This window comes from Streptomyces sp. NPDC002076 (assembly GCF_053593835.1).
On sequence record NZ_JBSFDI010000008.1, the window covers coordinates 186412 to 200869 of the forward strand.

The window sequence follows — 14458 nt, forward strand, 5'->3', positions numbered from 1 at the left end:
CAGGCCGCGCGGAGCCGCCGGCGGGTGACGGTGATGCCGTACAGGTCGGTGCCGTGGACCACGGCCCCGCCTTCCGCCCGGCACGGGCGCCCCTGTGCGGTTACTTGCGGCGTATGCCCGCTTCCTCGCCGTACTCGCCGAGGATGATCACGCCGAAGGCGGCCTCCGCGAACACCTTGATGGCACGCAGGGCGTTGCCGAGCCAGTGGTGGTGCGGGCCGTCCACGGCCGTGGCCCCGGCCGGTGGCCCGTCAGGGGCCGGAGAGATGGTTGCTGCGCTCATGTCTCCATGGTGGATCGCGGGACATAAGAGCCGCATCGGTCTCCGGAGCCAATTCCGGACGGCTCCGCGTAGATCTCCAGGCGGACCCCGGCCCCTACTCAGGGGGCCGCGCGTCCCCTAGGGGGCGGCCAAAAGCCGACGCGCGCACCCGGCAGCCCGGAAATTCATTGGCTTCGCCCCCGCACGCTCCCCTAAAATCTCCGCTCTTGCCCGCCTCCCCTCCGCGGAGTGCCGTCGCCCGGTCGGAAACCGGGCGGCTTCGTCGTAGTCACCCAGCAGGTCCACCGGAGGCACCCCCTTGTCCACGTCCACTCCCGCCGACGACCCACTCGCCCGAGAGCGCTCCCACCTCGCCGACTCCCGCGCCGCCCTGCGTGCCATGCGCGAGGACGTGGAGTCGCTGGACATCCGCGACGTCACCGCCAACTGGGTCAACGCCGAAGTACTGTCCCGCCAGATCGACGAGCGGATCAAGGCGCTGGCCGACCTGAGCGACACCCCGCTGTTCTTCGGCCGGCTGGACTATCTGCACGCGCCGCGCGCGGACGAGGCGGAGGGCGCGGAGGGCGAGCAGTTCTACATCGGGCGGCGGCATGTGCACGACGCCGACGGCGACCCCATGGTCATCGACTGGCGCGCCCCGGTCTCGCAGCCGTTCTACCGGGCGTCCAAGAAGGACCCGATGGACGTCGCGCTGCGCCGCCGCTTCGGCTACACCGGCGGCGACCTGACCGCCTACGAGGACGAGCACCTCTCCGACCCGGCCGAGGCGGCGGCCACCAGCAAGCTGCTCCAGCAGGAGATCGAGCGGCCGCGTGTCGGCCCCATGCGGGACATCGTCGCCACCATCCAGCCCGAGCAGGACGAGATCGTCCGCGCCGGTCTGTCCGGCACCGTCTGCGTCCAGGGCGGCCCCGGCACCGGAAAGACCGCCGTCGGCCTGCACCGGGTCGCCTACCTCCTCTACGCCCACCGGGAGCGGCTCGCCCGCACCGGCACCCTGGTGATCGGCCCGAACAGGTCCTTCCTGCACTACATCGAGCAGGTCCTGCCCGCACTGGGCGAGTTGACCGTCCAGCAGGCGACCGTCGACGACCTGGTCGCCCACGTCGAGGTGCGCGGCACGGACGAGGCGGCCGCCGCCGTGATCAAGGGCGACGCCCGGATGGCCGAGGTGCTGCGCCGGGCCCTGTACTCCCATGTGACCCTGCCGACGGAGCCGGTCGTGGTGGTGCGCGGCTCCCGGCGCTGGCGGGTGCCGGCGTACGAACTGGAGGACATCGTCCGGGAGTTGCTGCAGCGGGACATCCGGTACGGCGCGGCCCGCGAGGCCCTGCCGCAGCGGATCGCGCACGCGGTGCTGGTGCAGATGGAGCGCTCGGGCGAGGCGCCGGACGACCGGGTGCAGGACGCGGTGGCCCGCAACAGCGCGGTGAAGGCGGCCGTGAAGGAGATCTGGCCGGCCGTGGACCCGGCGAAGCTCGTGCTGCGCCTGCTGACGGACGCGGACTTCCTCGCCGAGCACGCCACCGGAGTCCTGGACGAGGACGAGCAGAAGACGATCCTGTGGGCCAAGCCGGTGCGCAGCGTGAAGTCGGCCAAGTGGTCGGCGGCGGACGCGGTGCTGATCGACGAGGCGGCCGATCTGATCCGGCGCACCCACTCGCTGGGCCATGTCGTCCTGGACGAGGCGCAGGACCTGTCCCCCATGCAGTACCGGGCCGTCGGCCGCCGCTGCACGACGGGCAGCGCGACGGTGCTGGGCGACCTGGCGCAGGGCACGACTCCCTGGGCGACCCGCAGCTGGGACGAAGCCCTCGCCCACCTCGGCAAGACGGAGGGCGTCATCGAAGAGCTGACGGCGGGCTTCCGCGTCCCCACGGACGTCATCACCTACGCCTCCCGCCTGCTCCCGCACATCGCGCCGGGCCTCACCCCGGTCGCGTCGGTCCGCGAGAACCCGGGCTTCTTCGAGGTCCGTACGACGACGGAGACATCCGAAGTCGTCGCCGCCTGTGAGGAGTTGCTGCGCAACGAGGGTTCGACGGGCCTGATCGCCGCCGACGCCCGGATCCCGGTCCTGGCCGAGGCCCTGACGGCGGCGGGACTCCCCCACCTCGCCCCCGGCGAGGAGACCACCCGGGAGACCCGCCTCACCCTCGTCCCGGCGTCCCTCGCCAAGGGCCTGGAGTACGACTACGTGGTCCTGGACGAGCCCCAGGCGGTGGTGGACGGCGAGCCGGACGAACGCACCGGCCTGCGACGCCTGTACGTGGCGCTGACGCGTGCGGTGTCGGGCCTGATCGTGACGCACTCGGCACCGCTGCCGGCGCAGCTGGCCTGACGGCGCACGGCTAGGGTGTCGTGCCGTTCCGGCATGTCCCCATGGAAAGGCCTCCGTTGAGCACTCCACCGCCTCCGCACCCCGCGTACCAGCAGTACCCCGGTCCCTACCAGCAGGCACCGGCGGGCTACCCGCAGGCGCCGGGGCCGTATCAGCAGGCCCCCGCGGGCTATCCGCAGGCGCCGGTGGGGCAGCAGCAGCCGCAGCCCGCCGGACCGTACGGGCAGGCACCGGGCGGCTACGGGCAGGCTCCCTACCCGCAGACGCCCGCCGACTTCGGCCAGGCCGGGTATCAGCAGGCCCCCGGCGCGTACCCGGCCGCTCCCGGCGTCGGGTGCGAGGTGTGCGGAGCGGCGCCCGCCGAGCGGGTGACGATCCGCGGCCACCAGGGCATGCTGATCGTGATGCGGAACCTGTGGCGGAAAGGCACCTTCTGCCAGACCTGCGCGCTCGCCGTCTTCCGCAAGATGCAGTCGGACACCATGGCGCAGGGGTGGTGGGGTCCGGCGTCAATGCTCATCACGCCCGTCACGCTGCTGATCAACCTCTTCGCCCTGGCCAAGATCCGTAAGCTTCCCGCACCGGCCGGCGCCCACGGCCCCGGGCTGGACCCGGGCCGCCCGGTGCTGCGGCGCCCGGCCGGAATCCTGGGCCTCTTCCCGCTCACCGGCTTCGCCCTGGTGCTGCTCCTCGTGCTCGTCGGGATGGCGGCCGGGTAACGGCCGGCAGCACCGCGGCTCCGTAAGGGGCACGGGGCTGTGCTGATGTGCGGCCCCGCCGCGACAGGGTGAACGACCCGCGGGCCCGGGGCGCTACCCCGCGTCCAACGCCCTCCGCCACTCCCGCACGGCCCCCTCGGAAACCGGCCCCTCCCACCCGGAGGGCCGGGCCGCGCCGCCGATGTGGAAGGCGTCGATACCGGCGGCCCGCAGCGGGGGCACATGCTCCAGGCGCAGGCCGCCGCCGACCAGGAGGGTCTGGCCGTAACCCGGCTCCCCCCGCCGGCCCGCCTCCGCGGCCAGCGTCGGCAGGCCCTCGTCCACCCCGCCGGCGGCGCCCGCGGTGAGGTAGGTGTCGAGGCCGGGCAGGTCGGCGAGCTGTTTGCGCAGGGCGTCGCGGTCGTCGGCCCGGTCGATCGCCCGGTGGAAGGTCCACGCGCAGCCGTACAGCGCATGGACCACCCGCTCCACCGCCGCCAGGTCGACCGCGCCGTCCGCGTCGAGGAAGCCGAGGACGAACTGGTCGGCGCCGGCCTCGCGCAGGTCGCCGGCCACCCTGACCAGACGGTCCACGTCTCCGGCCGCGAACCCGTCCGCGAGGCGGAGCATCACGCGCAGGTCGATGTCGACGGCGGCCCGGATCCCCGCGACGGTGGCGGGCGCCGGGCTGAGCCCGTCGGCCGCCATGTCGGTGACCAGCTCCAGGCGGTCCGCGCCTCCGGCCTGGGCGGCGACCGCGTCCTCGACGTCGAGCGCGATCACCTCCAGGACTGCACGCTTGCTCATGGCACCCCATTCGTCGTCGGCCACTACAGGTCTAGTCCAATTCCAAGACTACGCCTGTGCGCGGTCACGTGGGGTCCACGCCAGGGCGCCGACGGCACGCGTCACGGCGGAACGACGGCGCACGGCGCGGAAGAATGGGTCCATGGCCGACCTCGATGCCCTGCGTCTCCGTTTCGCCCGTGCGCTGGAAGCCGCCCGTGCCCCAGGCGGCGGGCCCGATCCCGCGCCGTACGCCGACAACCTGCTCGCCCGCTGGCAGGAGCCGCAGCGCCGGTACCACACGCCGGCCCACCTCACCGCGGTGCTCGACCACATCGACGTACTGGAGAAGTACGCCGCCGACGCGGACGTCGTACGCCTGGCCGCCTGGTTCCACGACGCCGTCTACCTTCCGGAACGGTCGGAGAACGAGGAACGCTCGGCCCGCCTCGCCGAGCGCGCGCTCCCCGAGGCCGGGGTCTGTGCGGAGACGACCGCCGAGGTGGCCCGGCTGGTCCGGCTCACCTTCACGCACGACCCGGCCGACGACGACCGCAACGGCGAGGTGCTGTGCGACGCCGACCTCGCGATCCTGGCCGCGCCCCCGTCGGCGTACGCCGTGTACACCGCCGAGGTGCGCGAGGAGTACCACTTCGTGCCGAACGACGCCTTCAAGGAGGGCCGTTCGGCGGTCCTGTGCCAACTCCTCGCCCTTCCCCGGCTGTTCCGCACCCCCTACGGCCAGGAGCACTGGGAGGCCACCGCCCGCTACAACCTCGCCTCCGAGCTGGAAATGCTGTCGACCTGAGGGGTACGGCCCCCTAGGGTTCGCCCCATGCGACCGATAAACGGGGACCATGTGACCGAGGCCGTGGCGGGCTGCACAGCGGCACTGCGCGCGGCGGTGGACCGGGACTGGCGGGCCGTACCGGCCGGGCGGCTGGAGTGGGACTGCCACACCACCGCCGTCCATGTCGCCGACGACCTCATCGCCTACGCCGCCAACCTGGCCGGACGCGCGCAGGACGGCTACCTCCCCTTCGAGCTCACCCTCGACGAGGGCACCGACAACGCGGGCCTGCTGCACGTCATCGAGACGACCGGCGCGCTCCTCACCGCCGCCGTCCGCACCGCCCCGCCCGGCGTCCGCGCCTTCCACCCCTACCCCTTCCGCAGCGCCGACGCCCAGGGCTTCGCCGCGATGGGCATCGCCGAGGTGCTGCTGCACACCCACGACATGGCCGAGGGACTCGGGATCGCCTACGAGCCGCCGGCCGAGCTCGTCGAGTCCCTCCTCGCCTGCCTCTTCCCGCACGTCCAGCCCGGCCCCGCCCCCTGGCCGACCCTGCTGTGGGCCACCGGCCGCGGCGAGCTGCCCGGTCGCGCCCCGGTCACCGAGTGGCGCTGGAACAACAACCTGGTCATCCCGGCCGAGCGCCTCACCCTGGTCGGCGTCCGCCCGGCCGCCGCCCACGGTCTGTGCCTGGGCGGCGACGGCGGCTTCACCTGGCTCGACGGCGGCCCGTACGAGGGCACGCGGGAGGCCGCCTCCTTCCTGCTGAAGGCGTACGAAGCCGGTGTGCACCGGCCGGAGTTCGGGGTCTTCGCCCTCGTCCGGCAGGAGGACGGCCGTGCGATCGGCGGCATCGGCTTCCACGGCGTCCCGGACGAGGACGGCCGGGTGGAGATCGGCTACGACCTGGTCGAGGGCGCCCGCGGTCAGGGGTACGCCACCGAGGCCCTGCGCGCGCTCGCGGACTGGGCGCTGGCCCGCGACGACGTCGGCTCCCTGTTCGCGACCGTCGAGCGGGACAACACCGCCTCGCAGGCGGTGGTCACCCGGGCCGGGTTCACGCAGGTCAGCGACGAGGGTGCCGAGTTCGCCTATGAACTGCGCCGCTGAACAAGCCCCTTGCGCCGGCGCAGGCCCGAGGCGTGCAGCAGCCGCACCACCTCGCGGCTGCCGACCTCCACCGCGCCGGCCGCCACCGCCTCCGCGTACCGGTGCGACGGAAGGTCGTAGTGGTCGCGCTCGAAGGCGCGCCTCGGCACGCCCAGTTGCTCGGCGAACGCGTGGAGTTCGGCGTAGGACACGTCGCTGACCAGGTGCGACCACATGCGGCCGTGTCCCGGCCAGTTCGGCGGGTCGATGTAGAGGGTCACGAAGAGGCCATTCCGCCCGTGGCCGAGCCCAGCGAACCCACCGCCGCGACCTTCACGCCCGCCTTGTGACACACCCAGTGCGGATCGGGGCCCAGTTCGGGCTCCACGTCCAGCGCGTGCGGATCGCCGGAGCCGCACACCGGGCACAGCGGCCAGCGGCCGTACCGGTCCAGCAGCGCGTCCTGTACGTCCTGCGCGACCAGCCCGGCGACATAGGTGGCGCCGTCCGGCCACTGCTCGACCCACCAGCGGCGCTCCGCGACGGAGTCCTCGACGAGCGAGACCACGTCCGCCTCCGCGACCTCGCCGGCGATCAGATCGGCGAGCACGAGGGCTCGGGCGGCATGCAGGGCCTGCTCAAGGGGTGTGATGGGCTCCATGGAACCCATTGTGCGCACTCTTGACCCCGACGCCGAACCGAAAATACCTTTCATACGTGACCAAGGACGTGAAGGAAACTTTCGGCAGCCCGGGCGGTTCCCTTGCCGCCAAGGTGCGCACCCTCGCCCCGTCCATGACCCGCTCCATGCAGCGCGTCGCGGAGGCCGTCGCGAGCGACCCGGCCGGCTGCGCCGCCCTCACGGTCACCGGCCTCGCCGAGCTCACCGGCACCAGCGAGGCCACGGTCGTCCGCACCGCCCGGCTCCTTGGCTACCCCGGCTACCGCGACCTGCGGCTCGCCCTCGCCGGGCTCGCCGCGCAACAGCAGTCGGGCCGGGCGCCCGCGATCACGACCGACATCGCGGTGGACGACCCCATCGCCGACGTCGTCACCAAACTCGCCTACGAGGAGCAGCAGACCCTCGCCGACACGGCCTCCGGGCTCGACACCGTCCAGCTCGGGGCCGCTGTGAGCGCGCTGGCCGGGGCCCGGCGCACCGATGTGTACGGCATAGGGGCCTCGGGGCTCGTCGCCCAGGACCTCACCCAGAAGCTGCTTCGCATAGGCCTCATAGCCCACGCCCACAGCGATCCGCACCTCGCCGTGACCAACGCGGTGCAGCTCCGCTCGGGCGATGTGGCGATCGCGATCACCCACTCGGGCTCGACGGGGGACGTCATCGAGCCGCTGCGGGTCGCCTTCGAGCACGGGGCCACGACCGTGGCCATCACCGGCCGGCCGGACTCGCCGGTCACCCAGTACGCCGACCACGTACTGACCACGTCCACCTCACGGGAGAGCGAGCTGCGACCCGCCGCGATGTCCTCGCGGACGAGTCAACTGCTCGTGGTGGACTGCCTGTTCGTGGGAGTGGCCCAGCGCACGTACGAGACGGCGGCGCCCGCGCTGGCGGCGTCGTACGAGGCGCTCGCTCACCGGCATCGCACCGGCCGCAGGTGACCGACCGAGGTGACCGGCCCCAGGTGACCGACCCCGGGTGGGCAACAGCACGCACAACGGCACCCAGACCTGAGAGAGCCACCCCCCATGACCTCCCATGACCTGCGTCAGCAGTTGGCTTCCCTGACGACCGAAGCCTTCCGGCCCGAGCTCGCCGAGATCGACCGCCTTCCCACCCTCGACATCGCCCGCCTCATGAACGGCGAGGACGCCGGAGTACCCGCCGCCGTCGCCGCCGAGTTGCCCCGGATCGCCGCCGCCATCGACGCCGTCGCCGAGCGCATGGCCCGCGGCGGACGGCTGATCTACGCCGGCGCCGGCACCGCCGGCCGGCTCGGCGTGCTGGACGCCTCCGAGTGCCCGCCCACCTTCAACACCGACCCCGCGCAGGTCGTCGGCGTGATCGCGGGCGGCCCGGAGGCGATGGTGACCTCCGTCGAGGGCGCGGAGGACTCCGGGGAACTGGCCCGCCGCGACCTGGACGCGCTGGGGCTCACCCCCGCCGACACCGTGGTCGGCATCTCCGCCTCCGGCCGTACCCCCTACGCGATCGGCGCCGTCGAGCACGCCCGGGCCCTGGGCGCGCTGACCGTCGGCCTGGCCTGCAACGAGCACAGCGCGCTCGCGGCAGCCGCCGAGCACGGCATCGAGGTCGTGGTCGGCCCCGAACTGATCACCGGCTCCACGCGCCTGAAGGCGGGCACGGCCCAGAAGCTGGTCCTGAACATGCTGTCGACGATCACGATGATCCGGCTCGGCAAGACCTACGGGAACCTGATGGTCGACGTCCGCGCCTCCAACGACAAACTCCGCGCCCGCTCCCGCCGGATCGTCTCCCTGGCCACGGGCGCCTCGGACGAGGAGATCGAGAAGGCCCTCACCGAGTCCGGCGGCGAGGTGAAGCACGCGATCCTCGCCCTCCTCGCCGGTGTCGACGGCCCGACGGCCGCCCGCCTTCTGGAGGAGTCCGGCGGCCATCTGCGTGCCGCGCTGGCGCACGCGGCCCGCTGACCCGCACGCTCGGGGCGTGCGCAACGACCCCGCCTCCACCGCAACCGCCCTCCTCACCCGGGTCGGCGGCCCGGCCAACATCACCGCCGTGGCCCACTGCATGACGCGCCTCCGGCTGACCCTCGCCGACCCGGCGGCGGTGGACGCGGAGGGACTGCGGGCCCTGCCCGGCGTGCTCGGGCTGGTGGTCGGCTTCCCGCGCCGCCGGCGGGTGGCGGCACCGGAGTGACGCCCGGCCCGGGCGGGTCGCCGCCCCGGTATGAAGAAGCCGAAGCTCCTGGCCACGGCTGCCTGATCCATCGGGGCCGCTGAGGTACGGCTGTCAGGGCGCCCGCCAGATCAGCGTGTAACGCCAGAAGAGCCGCCGCCGGAACCGGGCCCCGGGAAGCAGCCGGCGAGCCTCCCGCTCGACCTCGTCGTACGTCATCCCGGGCTCCCGGGTGGGCGCGGTCATGGACACGGGCCGGTGAGTGACCGCCCGCCCGCGATTCTTCACCCACCCGGTCAGCGCGTTGAGCGGTACGGCGACCAGCCCGAGCGCGTGATCGAGGGGCGTGGCGGCCTGCGCACAGCCGACGACGACAAGGGTTCCGCCCGGAGCCAGCCCTTCCTTGAGCCGGTCGAGGGTCTCGGCGAAGGGCAGGTGATGGAGTACGGCCACACAGGTGATGACGTCGAAAGGGCCGGGCGGAAGACCGTGCGGGGCGGAGGCGAGGGTGTAGGTGACGGGAGCGTCGGGGGCCGTGAGCTGCTGCGCCTTCCCGAGAATCTGCGGCTCGGCATCCACCCCGACGACCGACTCCGCCCGCCGGGCCAGCAGCCGAACCAGGTCCCCGCTCCCGCACCCCACGTCCAGGGCGGTGCGGAACCGCCTGGGCAACTGCCGTAGCAGCCAGGGGTGATGGTGCGCGTTGTGGTCCCAGGGGTGGGCGTCATTGAAACGCTGAAGGGCGTCAACCACTCGACTCGGCAACACGGCCACACCCTACGACCCCGTCGCCTTCCCCTCTTCGCCCAGGTGATCGTCGGGCCGCTCTCGTACCCTTGGCTGACATGAACCACGCTCAGCTCGCCGCCCTGGGAAGGGCCCTGCGGCTTCTCGGGGAGCACGGGGAGGCGCTGACCGCCGACACCCCGGACGCCCGGCTGCACGAGATCAAGGCCGACATGCGCAGGGCGCTCGATCTGGTGGAGGAGAGCGTCGGGAGCGGCGCGCCCAGCACCCGCTGCCCCGAGCATCCGCAGGGCCCCGTCGACGAGAGCGCGCCCGATCTGTGCCTGCTCTGTGAGACCCGGCGCCGGGCCGCCCGGCGGTCGGAGTTCCAGGGCGGCCGGACCGGAACCGCGCCCACCGCCACCGCACCCTCCCGCTACGGGGTCCGAGCCGACCGGCCCCAGCCGCAGCAGCGCTGGCTGCCGGAGGCGTGGAACGGGCACGAGTGGCAGTTGTGCGGGACACCGAGGAGGGACCGGCACGAGGCCGAGGCGTACCTCGCCGCTCAGCGGCGCGGATCGCGGCCCGCCATGGCCTACCGGCTCGTGCACGAGTTCACCGACTACGAGGTGCTGCGGGTGTGGGGCACCCCCGTGCACGTCGACATCGGGCCGATGGGCAACCTGTAGGCCTCGGGCGTCTCAGCTGAGCGTCTTCAGCGACGCCGCGTCGTACGGCTTCAGCTCGTCGAGGCGGTCGGAGAGCACCTTGGCCGCCCACTCCGGGTCCTGGAGCAGCGCGCGGCCCACGGCGACCATGTCGAACTCGTCGGCCTCCATGCGGTCGAGGAGGTTGTCGATGCCCTTGACCTCGGAGCCCTGGCCCTGGAAAGCGCCCAGGAACTCGCCGTCGAGGCCCACCGAGCCGACGGTGATGACCTGCTTGCCGGTGAGCTTCTTCGTCCAGCCGGCCAGGTTCAGGTCGGAGCCGTCGAACTCCGGCAGCCAGTAGCGGCGGGTGGAGGCGTGGAAGACGTCGACGCCGGCCGCGGCGAGCGGGGTGAGGATCGCCTCCAGCTCCTCGGGGGTCTCGGCAAGGCGGGCGGTGTAGTCCTGCTGCTTCCACTGCGAGTAGCGGAAGATGACCGGGAACTCCGGGGAGACCGCGGCGCGGACCGCGGCGACGATCTCCGCGGAGAACTTGGTGCGGGCCACCGCGTCGCCGCCGTAGGCGTCAGTACGGCGGTTGGTGCCCTCCCACAGGAACTGGTCGAGGAGGTAGCCGTGGGCGCCGTGGAGCTCCACGCCGTCGAAGCCGATGCGCTCGGCATCCGCGGCGGCCTTGGCGAACGCGGCGATGACGTCGTCCAGGTCCGCCTGCGTCATCGCCTTGCCGGCCGGCTCGGCGTCCGCCGCGACCAGGCCGGACGGGCCCATCGCGGGGGCGTCCGGGAAGGGGGCCTCGCCGTCCTTGCGGACCATGCCGATGTGCCACAGCTGGGGGACGATCGTGCCGCCCGCCGCGTGCACGTCCTCGGCGACCTTCGCCCAGCCCGCGAGCTGCTCCTCCCCGTGGAACCGGGGCACGCGCGCGCTGTTGCCGGCCGACTCATGGCCGACGTACGTGCCCTCGGTGACGATCAGGCCGACTCCGGCCGCGGCCCGGCGGGAGTAGTACGAGCGCACGTCCTCACCCGGGATGCCGCCCGGGGAGAACATGCGGGTCATCGGCGCCATCACGATCCGGTTGGGGACGGTGAGACCGTTGAGCGCGATCGGGCGGGACAGGACCTGGGCCGCGCGGGAGGCGGGCGTCGTGACGGTCACGTGGGGGCTCCTCGTGAGAGACGGGGTTAACCGAGCGGTATGTGAGCACGCATTGTTGCAGCTCCTTAAGTAATCACCTATGCGCTGCCCCACATTCCGAGCCTGCAGAAGCCTTTACGTGACACCGCTCACACTGTCCCGGTTCGGCCGCCGCACGGCGGGCCGCTCGCCCGCCGCCGCCTCCTCCTGTTCACCTCAGGCGCCCCCAGAGCTGAGTCGCCGTCTGCTGCGTGAACTCCGTCGGTGCGGGATCCGTCGGCAGTTGCGCGGGCACCGTCGTGCCCTTCTTCTTGCCCGGCTGGTCGGCGAAGAGGGCGACGGTCAGGGTGAACCGGCTGTCGTAGGCCACGGTCCACACCGTGCGGCGGGTGCTGCCGCCGCCCGCGCCCGCCGTGAACAGGTTCGCCGGAGCGCCGGCGACCGGCGCGCCCACCGGGCGGGCGGCCTTCTCGGGCAGAACCCGGTGGCGGTCGGGATGCGCGGAGTAGACGGTCCGGCCGCCGTGGGTGATGCGGGCGACGGTGTACGGCGCGGCGTACATGCCGTCGGCCGCGACCGCCGCGTACGCCGACGTGAGCTTCAGCGGTGTCGGCGCGGCCGTCTTCGGCAACCCGGTGAGCGGCGCCCCGAACCCCTGGTGCGCCAGCGGCGTCATCGCCGTGCCCGCCTCCACCGCACCGCTCACCGCGTCGTTGAAGGGTTGCCGAGCGTAGTCCGACCCGCCGTACAGCACCCGCACCGCACCGTCGCCGGGCGCGATGCCGACGACCGCGGTGTGCAGCCGTACGCCGCCCTTGGCGGGCTTGAGATCCTTGACCTGTTCCGCCGTGGCGTCCTGCAGGGTGAGGTCGAAGGTGGTGTGCACGGTGTAGCCGCCGCGCGCCAGCTGGTCCTCGGTGATGCCGAGCCGGTCGGCGGCCTCTTTCGCCGCGATGTCGATCAGGTACTGCCGCTGTCCGTCGGTGGCCCCCGGCGGATAGAACCGGAACGCCGGGAAACGGGCCTCGGCCCGCTGCTTCGCCGTGATGTTCCCGCTCGCCGCCATCGCGTCCAGCACCCACGCCCAGCGGCGCTGGAGCGTCGCCGTGACCTTCGGGTCCGAGCCGGCCTTCTCGTAGTAGGAGGGGAGGTTGATGACGGCGGCCAGGGCCGCGCCCTGGGAGACCGTGAGGTCCTTGGTGTCGACGTCGAAGTAGTTGCGCGCGGCCGACTGGATGCCGGCGGCGCCCCGGCCGAAGTACACGGTGTTGAGGTAGCCCGCCAGGATCTCGTCCTTGGAGCGGGTGCGGTCCAGCTTGACCGCGATCAGCGCCTCGCGGGCCTTGCGGGACAGCGACTGCTCGGGGCTGAGCAGCGCGTTCTTGACGTACTGCTGGGTGATGGTGGAACCGCCCTGCCGTTCGCCGCCGGTCAGCGCCGCCCCGACGGCGCGGACGATGGCCTTCGGGGAGACTCCGGAGTCGGTCCGGAAGGAACGGTTCTCGGCGGCGATCACCGCGTCCTGCACATACCGCGGCACCTGCGACAGCGGTACGTCCTGACGGTCGACCGGACCCCGGCGGCCCAGGTAGTCGCCCTTCTCGTCGAGGAAGACGGTGCTCTGGACGACCGTCTCCGGGTGCGGATCGGGAATGACGGTGAGCTGGTACGCGACGACGACCGCGCCGCACAGCAGGAAGAGCAGGATCAGGAAGGCGGCCAGCAGCCGGCGCGCGATACGGCCCCGGTTGCGGCGCAGCCGGACGCGGAGCGGGATACGGCGCGAACTCGCGGGCCTCGGCGTCTCCTTGGGCACCTTCTCGGACGCCTCCCCGGGCTCCTTCTCGTGCGCCTCCTTCAGCTCCGGGGTCATGCCCGCCACCCCCCGTTCCGCAGCTGTGCCACGACGGCGCCCGCGGCGTCGTAGACCGTGACACCAATACCGCCCTCGCCGCCCGCCCTGCCCACGCCGTCCGAACCGCTCTCGGCGCTCCCGACGCCCCGCGGCATCGCCATGCCCTGGACGAAGAGCGCCTTGGTGTCCCGCGCGGACAGCGACGTACTCGCGTACCAGACGCCCCAGCCGGGGCTGCCCGCCAGGGTGAGCACCTTGGCGGCGACCTCGCCGTGGCCGGTGCTCAGCTCGACGCGTCCCGGGTCGCCGGTGACGCCGTAGTACAGGCCGGACAGGAAGTACCGGCCCTTCACCGGCGCCGCCTGCACGGAGACCCCCGGCTTGTGGCTCGGGTAGGCGTCCAGGCCGCGGAACTGGTCGGACTGCTCCGGGGTCGACCAGTGGCTGCCGTCCGCGGTCAGCCACATCTCCACGCCGGGCGCCGCCTGCACCCGCTCCCCCGGCGCCACGATCCGTACGGACCCCGCGTCCCGGCCCGCGGCCGTACCGGACGGCCTTCCGTCGCCGGCCCCACCGACCACACCGATCCCGCCGACGGCGACGAAACCCCCGGCCGCCAGCGCCACCGCACAGCCACCGGCGACCGCCGCGGCCCGGCGCCGCCGCCACACCTGCCCCCGCGCGGTCACCGCGTCCAGCGGAGGCGGGCCGGGAACCACGTCACGAGCCGCGGCGGCGTAGGCCTCGCGCAGCCGCTGTTCGTCACCCCCGGCCGCCTTCGCCCCGCGCCTGGCGAAGTGGCGCACCGCCCCCTTGGAGATGCCGAGCAACTGACCGATCTGCCCGTCCGGCAGACCCTCCCCGTACCGCAGCACCAGCACGGCCCGCTGCCGGTCGGCACGCCGGCCGAGCGGCCACGGCCGCCGCAACCAGCTCCGCACGAGCTGACGCCGTACATGGAAGTCCACGTCGTTGCGCGGAACGCGGCGCCAGCGCGCGTACACCCGTATCAGCGTCCGCCGCGCCAGAGCGTCCGCCTCGGACAGGTCCTCGGTGAGCAACCGCGCGGTGACGAGGAGGCGGGGCCAGCAGGCGCGCGCACAGGCGGCGAAGTCGTCATGGATCCGGGCACCCGTCCGCATCGTCTTCTCCTTGGGTCGCGTGTGTTTCGATGTACGCCGCGTACGCGGCCCACGGGACCTGTACGCACGGGCGGGGCAGGTGGGTTGCACGGGAA

Annotated in this window: 16 protein-coding genes; 8 read left to right on the forward strand and 8 right to left on the reverse strand. The window is 73.0% G+C overall.

Annotation, left to right across the window (positions count from 1 at the left end):
- Positions 1 to 100: 100 nt before the first annotated feature.
- Positions 101 to 283 carry a hypothetical protein gene (locus ACWCQS_RS19170; RefSeq protein WP_451005502.1) on the reverse strand — a complete coding sequence of 61 codons (183 nt, stop codon included), beginning with the start codon at positions 281 to 283 and terminating at the stop codon, positions 101 to 103.
- A 379-nt stretch (positions 284 to 662) separates the two neighbouring features.
- Between ACWCQS_RS19170 and ACWCQS_RS19175 the strand changes: the two genes are divergently transcribed.
- Together ACWCQS_RS19175 and ACWCQS_RS19180 are read left to right on the forward strand one after the other, a co-directional pair.
- Complete coding sequence (locus ACWCQS_RS19175) at positions 663 to 2627, forward strand: HelD family protein (protein WP_451005650.1); 1965 nt, start codon at positions 663 to 665, stop codon at positions 2625 to 2627.
- A 56-nt stretch (positions 2628 to 2683) separates the two neighbouring features.
- Positions 2684 to 3346: an LppU/SCO3897 family protein gene (locus ACWCQS_RS19180; RefSeq protein WP_451005503.1), complete on the forward strand. Its 663-nt coding sequence runs from the start codon at positions 2684 to 2686 to the stop codon at positions 3344 to 3346.
- Between the two features lie 93 nt (positions 3347 to 3439).
- Here the strand turns inward: ACWCQS_RS19180 and ACWCQS_RS19185 are convergent, their stop codons facing one another.
- A complete protein-coding gene (locus tag ACWCQS_RS19185) occupies positions 3440 to 4132 on the reverse strand; it encodes a copper homeostasis protein CutC (protein WP_451005504.1) in 693 nt (230 codons plus the stop codon).
- Positions 4133 to 4274: 142 nt separating this feature from the next.
- Between ACWCQS_RS19185 and ACWCQS_RS19190 the strand changes: the two genes are divergently transcribed.
- Positions 4275 to 4919, forward strand: a complete 645-nt coding sequence (locus ACWCQS_RS19190; protein ID WP_451005505.1) for an HD domain-containing protein — start codon at positions 4275 to 4277, stop codon at positions 4917 to 4919.
- 27 nt (positions 4920 to 4946) lie between these two features.
- Complete coding sequence (locus tag ACWCQS_RS19195; protein ID WP_451005506.1) at positions 4947 to 6014, forward strand: GNAT family N-acetyltransferase; 1068 nt, start codon at positions 4947 to 4949, stop codon at positions 6012 to 6014.
- Here ACWCQS_RS19195 and ACWCQS_RS19200 read toward each other — a convergent pair.
- Entirely contained in the window at positions 5996 to 6274 is a 279-nt protein-coding gene (locus ACWCQS_RS19200) for a DUF4031 domain-containing protein (protein WP_451005507.1), read from the reverse strand. The genes ACWCQS_RS19195 and ACWCQS_RS19200 overlap by 19 nt on opposite strands.
- The gene (locus ACWCQS_RS19205) at positions 6271 to 6654 is read right to left on the reverse strand and encodes a hypothetical protein (RefSeq protein ID WP_388630637.1); all 384 of its coding nucleotides are present in this window, start codon (positions 6652 to 6654) and stop codon (positions 6271 to 6273) included. Before ACWCQS_RS19205 ends, ACWCQS_RS19200 begins: the two co-directional genes overlap by 4 nt.
- Positions 6655 to 6710: 56 nt before the next feature.
- On the opposite strand from ACWCQS_RS19205, the gene ACWCQS_RS19210 reads away from it, so the two are divergent.
- The 3 genes from ACWCQS_RS19210 to ACWCQS_RS19220 all read left to right on the forward strand — a co-directional run bounded on the left by ACWCQS_RS19210 (position 6711) and on the right by ACWCQS_RS19220 (position 8856).
- Positions 6711 to 7616, forward strand: a complete 906-nt coding sequence (locus ACWCQS_RS19210) for a MurR/RpiR family transcriptional regulator (RefSeq protein ID WP_451005508.1) — start codon at positions 6711 to 6713, stop codon at positions 7614 to 7616.
- Positions 7617 to 7703: 87 nt separating this feature from the next.
- A complete protein-coding gene (gene murQ / locus ACWCQS_RS19215; RefSeq protein WP_451005509.1) occupies positions 7704 to 8627 on the forward strand; it encodes an N-acetylmuramic acid 6-phosphate etherase in 924 nt (307 codons plus the stop codon).
- 16 nt (positions 8628 to 8643) lie between these two features.
- The gene (locus ACWCQS_RS19220; RefSeq protein ID WP_451005510.1) at positions 8644 to 8856 is read left to right on the forward strand and encodes a PTS glucose/sucrose transporter subunit IIB; all 213 of its coding nucleotides are present in this window, start codon (positions 8644 to 8646) and stop codon (positions 8854 to 8856) included.
- Between the two features lie 93 nt (positions 8857 to 8949).
- On the opposite strand, the gene ACWCQS_RS19225 is transcribed toward ACWCQS_RS19220, so the two are convergent.
- On the reverse strand, positions 8950 to 9609 hold the full coding sequence (locus ACWCQS_RS19225; protein WP_451005511.1) for a class I SAM-dependent methyltransferase: 660 nt from the start codon (positions 9607 to 9609) through the stop codon (positions 8950 to 8952).
- A gap of 71 nt (positions 9610 to 9680) precedes the next feature.
- Between ACWCQS_RS19225 and ACWCQS_RS19230 the strand changes: the two genes are divergently transcribed.
- A complete protein-coding gene (locus ACWCQS_RS19230) occupies positions 9681 to 10250 on the forward strand; it encodes a hypothetical protein (RefSeq protein WP_451005512.1) in 570 nt (189 codons plus the stop codon).
- Between the two features lie 12 nt (positions 10251 to 10262).
- On the opposite strand, the gene ACWCQS_RS19235 is transcribed toward ACWCQS_RS19230, so the two are convergent.
- From ACWCQS_RS19235 to ACWCQS_RS19245, 3 genes are all read right to left on the reverse strand, one after another.
- On the reverse strand, positions 10263 to 11387 hold the full coding sequence (locus tag ACWCQS_RS19235) for an NADH:flavin oxidoreductase (protein ID WP_388630652.1): 1125 nt from the start codon (positions 11385 to 11387) through the stop codon (positions 10263 to 10265).
- A gap of 190 nt (positions 11388 to 11577) precedes the next feature.
- Positions 11578 to 13239, reverse strand: a complete 1662-nt coding sequence (locus ACWCQS_RS19240; protein WP_451005513.1) for a transglycosylase domain-containing protein — start codon at positions 13237 to 13239, stop codon at positions 11578 to 11580.
- Positions 13236 to 14363, reverse strand: coding sequence for a sigma factor-like helix-turn-helix DNA-binding protein (locus ACWCQS_RS19245; protein ID WP_451005514.1), 1128 nt, complete (start codon positions 14361 to 14363; stop codon positions 13236 to 13238). Before ACWCQS_RS19245 ends, ACWCQS_RS19240 begins: the two co-directional genes overlap by 4 nt.
- Positions 14364 to 14458: the final 95 nt, after the last annotated feature.

Coding starts and splice junctions, on each gene's coding strand:
- ACWCQS_RS19170 (WP_451005502.1), bottom strand. CDS start 283: ATGAGCGCAGCAACCATCTCTCCGGCCCCTGACGGGCCACCGGCCGGG.
- ACWCQS_RS19175 (WP_451005650.1), top strand. CDS start 663: ATGCGCGAGGACGTGGAGTCGCTGGACATCCGCGACGTCACCGCCAAC.
- ACWCQS_RS19185 (WP_451005504.1), bottom strand. CDS start 4,132: ATGAGCAAGCGTGCAGTCCTGGAGGTGATCGCGCTCGACGTCGAGGAC.
- ACWCQS_RS19190 (WP_451005505.1), top strand. CDS start 4,275: ATGGCCGACCTCGATGCCCTGCGTCTCCGTTTCGCCCGTGCGCTGGAA.
- ACWCQS_RS19195 (WP_451005506.1), top strand. CDS start 4,947: ATGCGACCGATAAACGGGGACCATGTGACCGAGGCCGTGGCGGGCTGC.
- ACWCQS_RS19205 (WP_388630637.1), bottom strand. CDS start 6,654: ATGGAGCCCATCACACCCCTTGAGCAGGCCCTGCATGCCGCCCGAGCC.
- murQ (WP_451005509.1), top strand. CDS start 7,704: ATGACCTCCCATGACCTGCGTCAGCAGTTGGCTTCCCTGACGACCGAA.
- ACWCQS_RS19230 (WP_451005512.1), top strand. CDS start 9,681: ATGAACCACGCTCAGCTCGCCGCCCTGGGAAGGGCCCTGCGGCTTCTC.
- ACWCQS_RS19240 (WP_451005513.1), bottom strand. CDS start 13,239: ATGACCCCGGAGCTGAAGGAGGCGCACGAGAAGGAGCCCGGGGAGGCG.
- ACWCQS_RS19245 (WP_451005514.1), bottom strand. CDS start 14,363: ATGCGGACGGGTGCCCGGATCCATGACGACTTCGCCGCCTGTGCGCGC.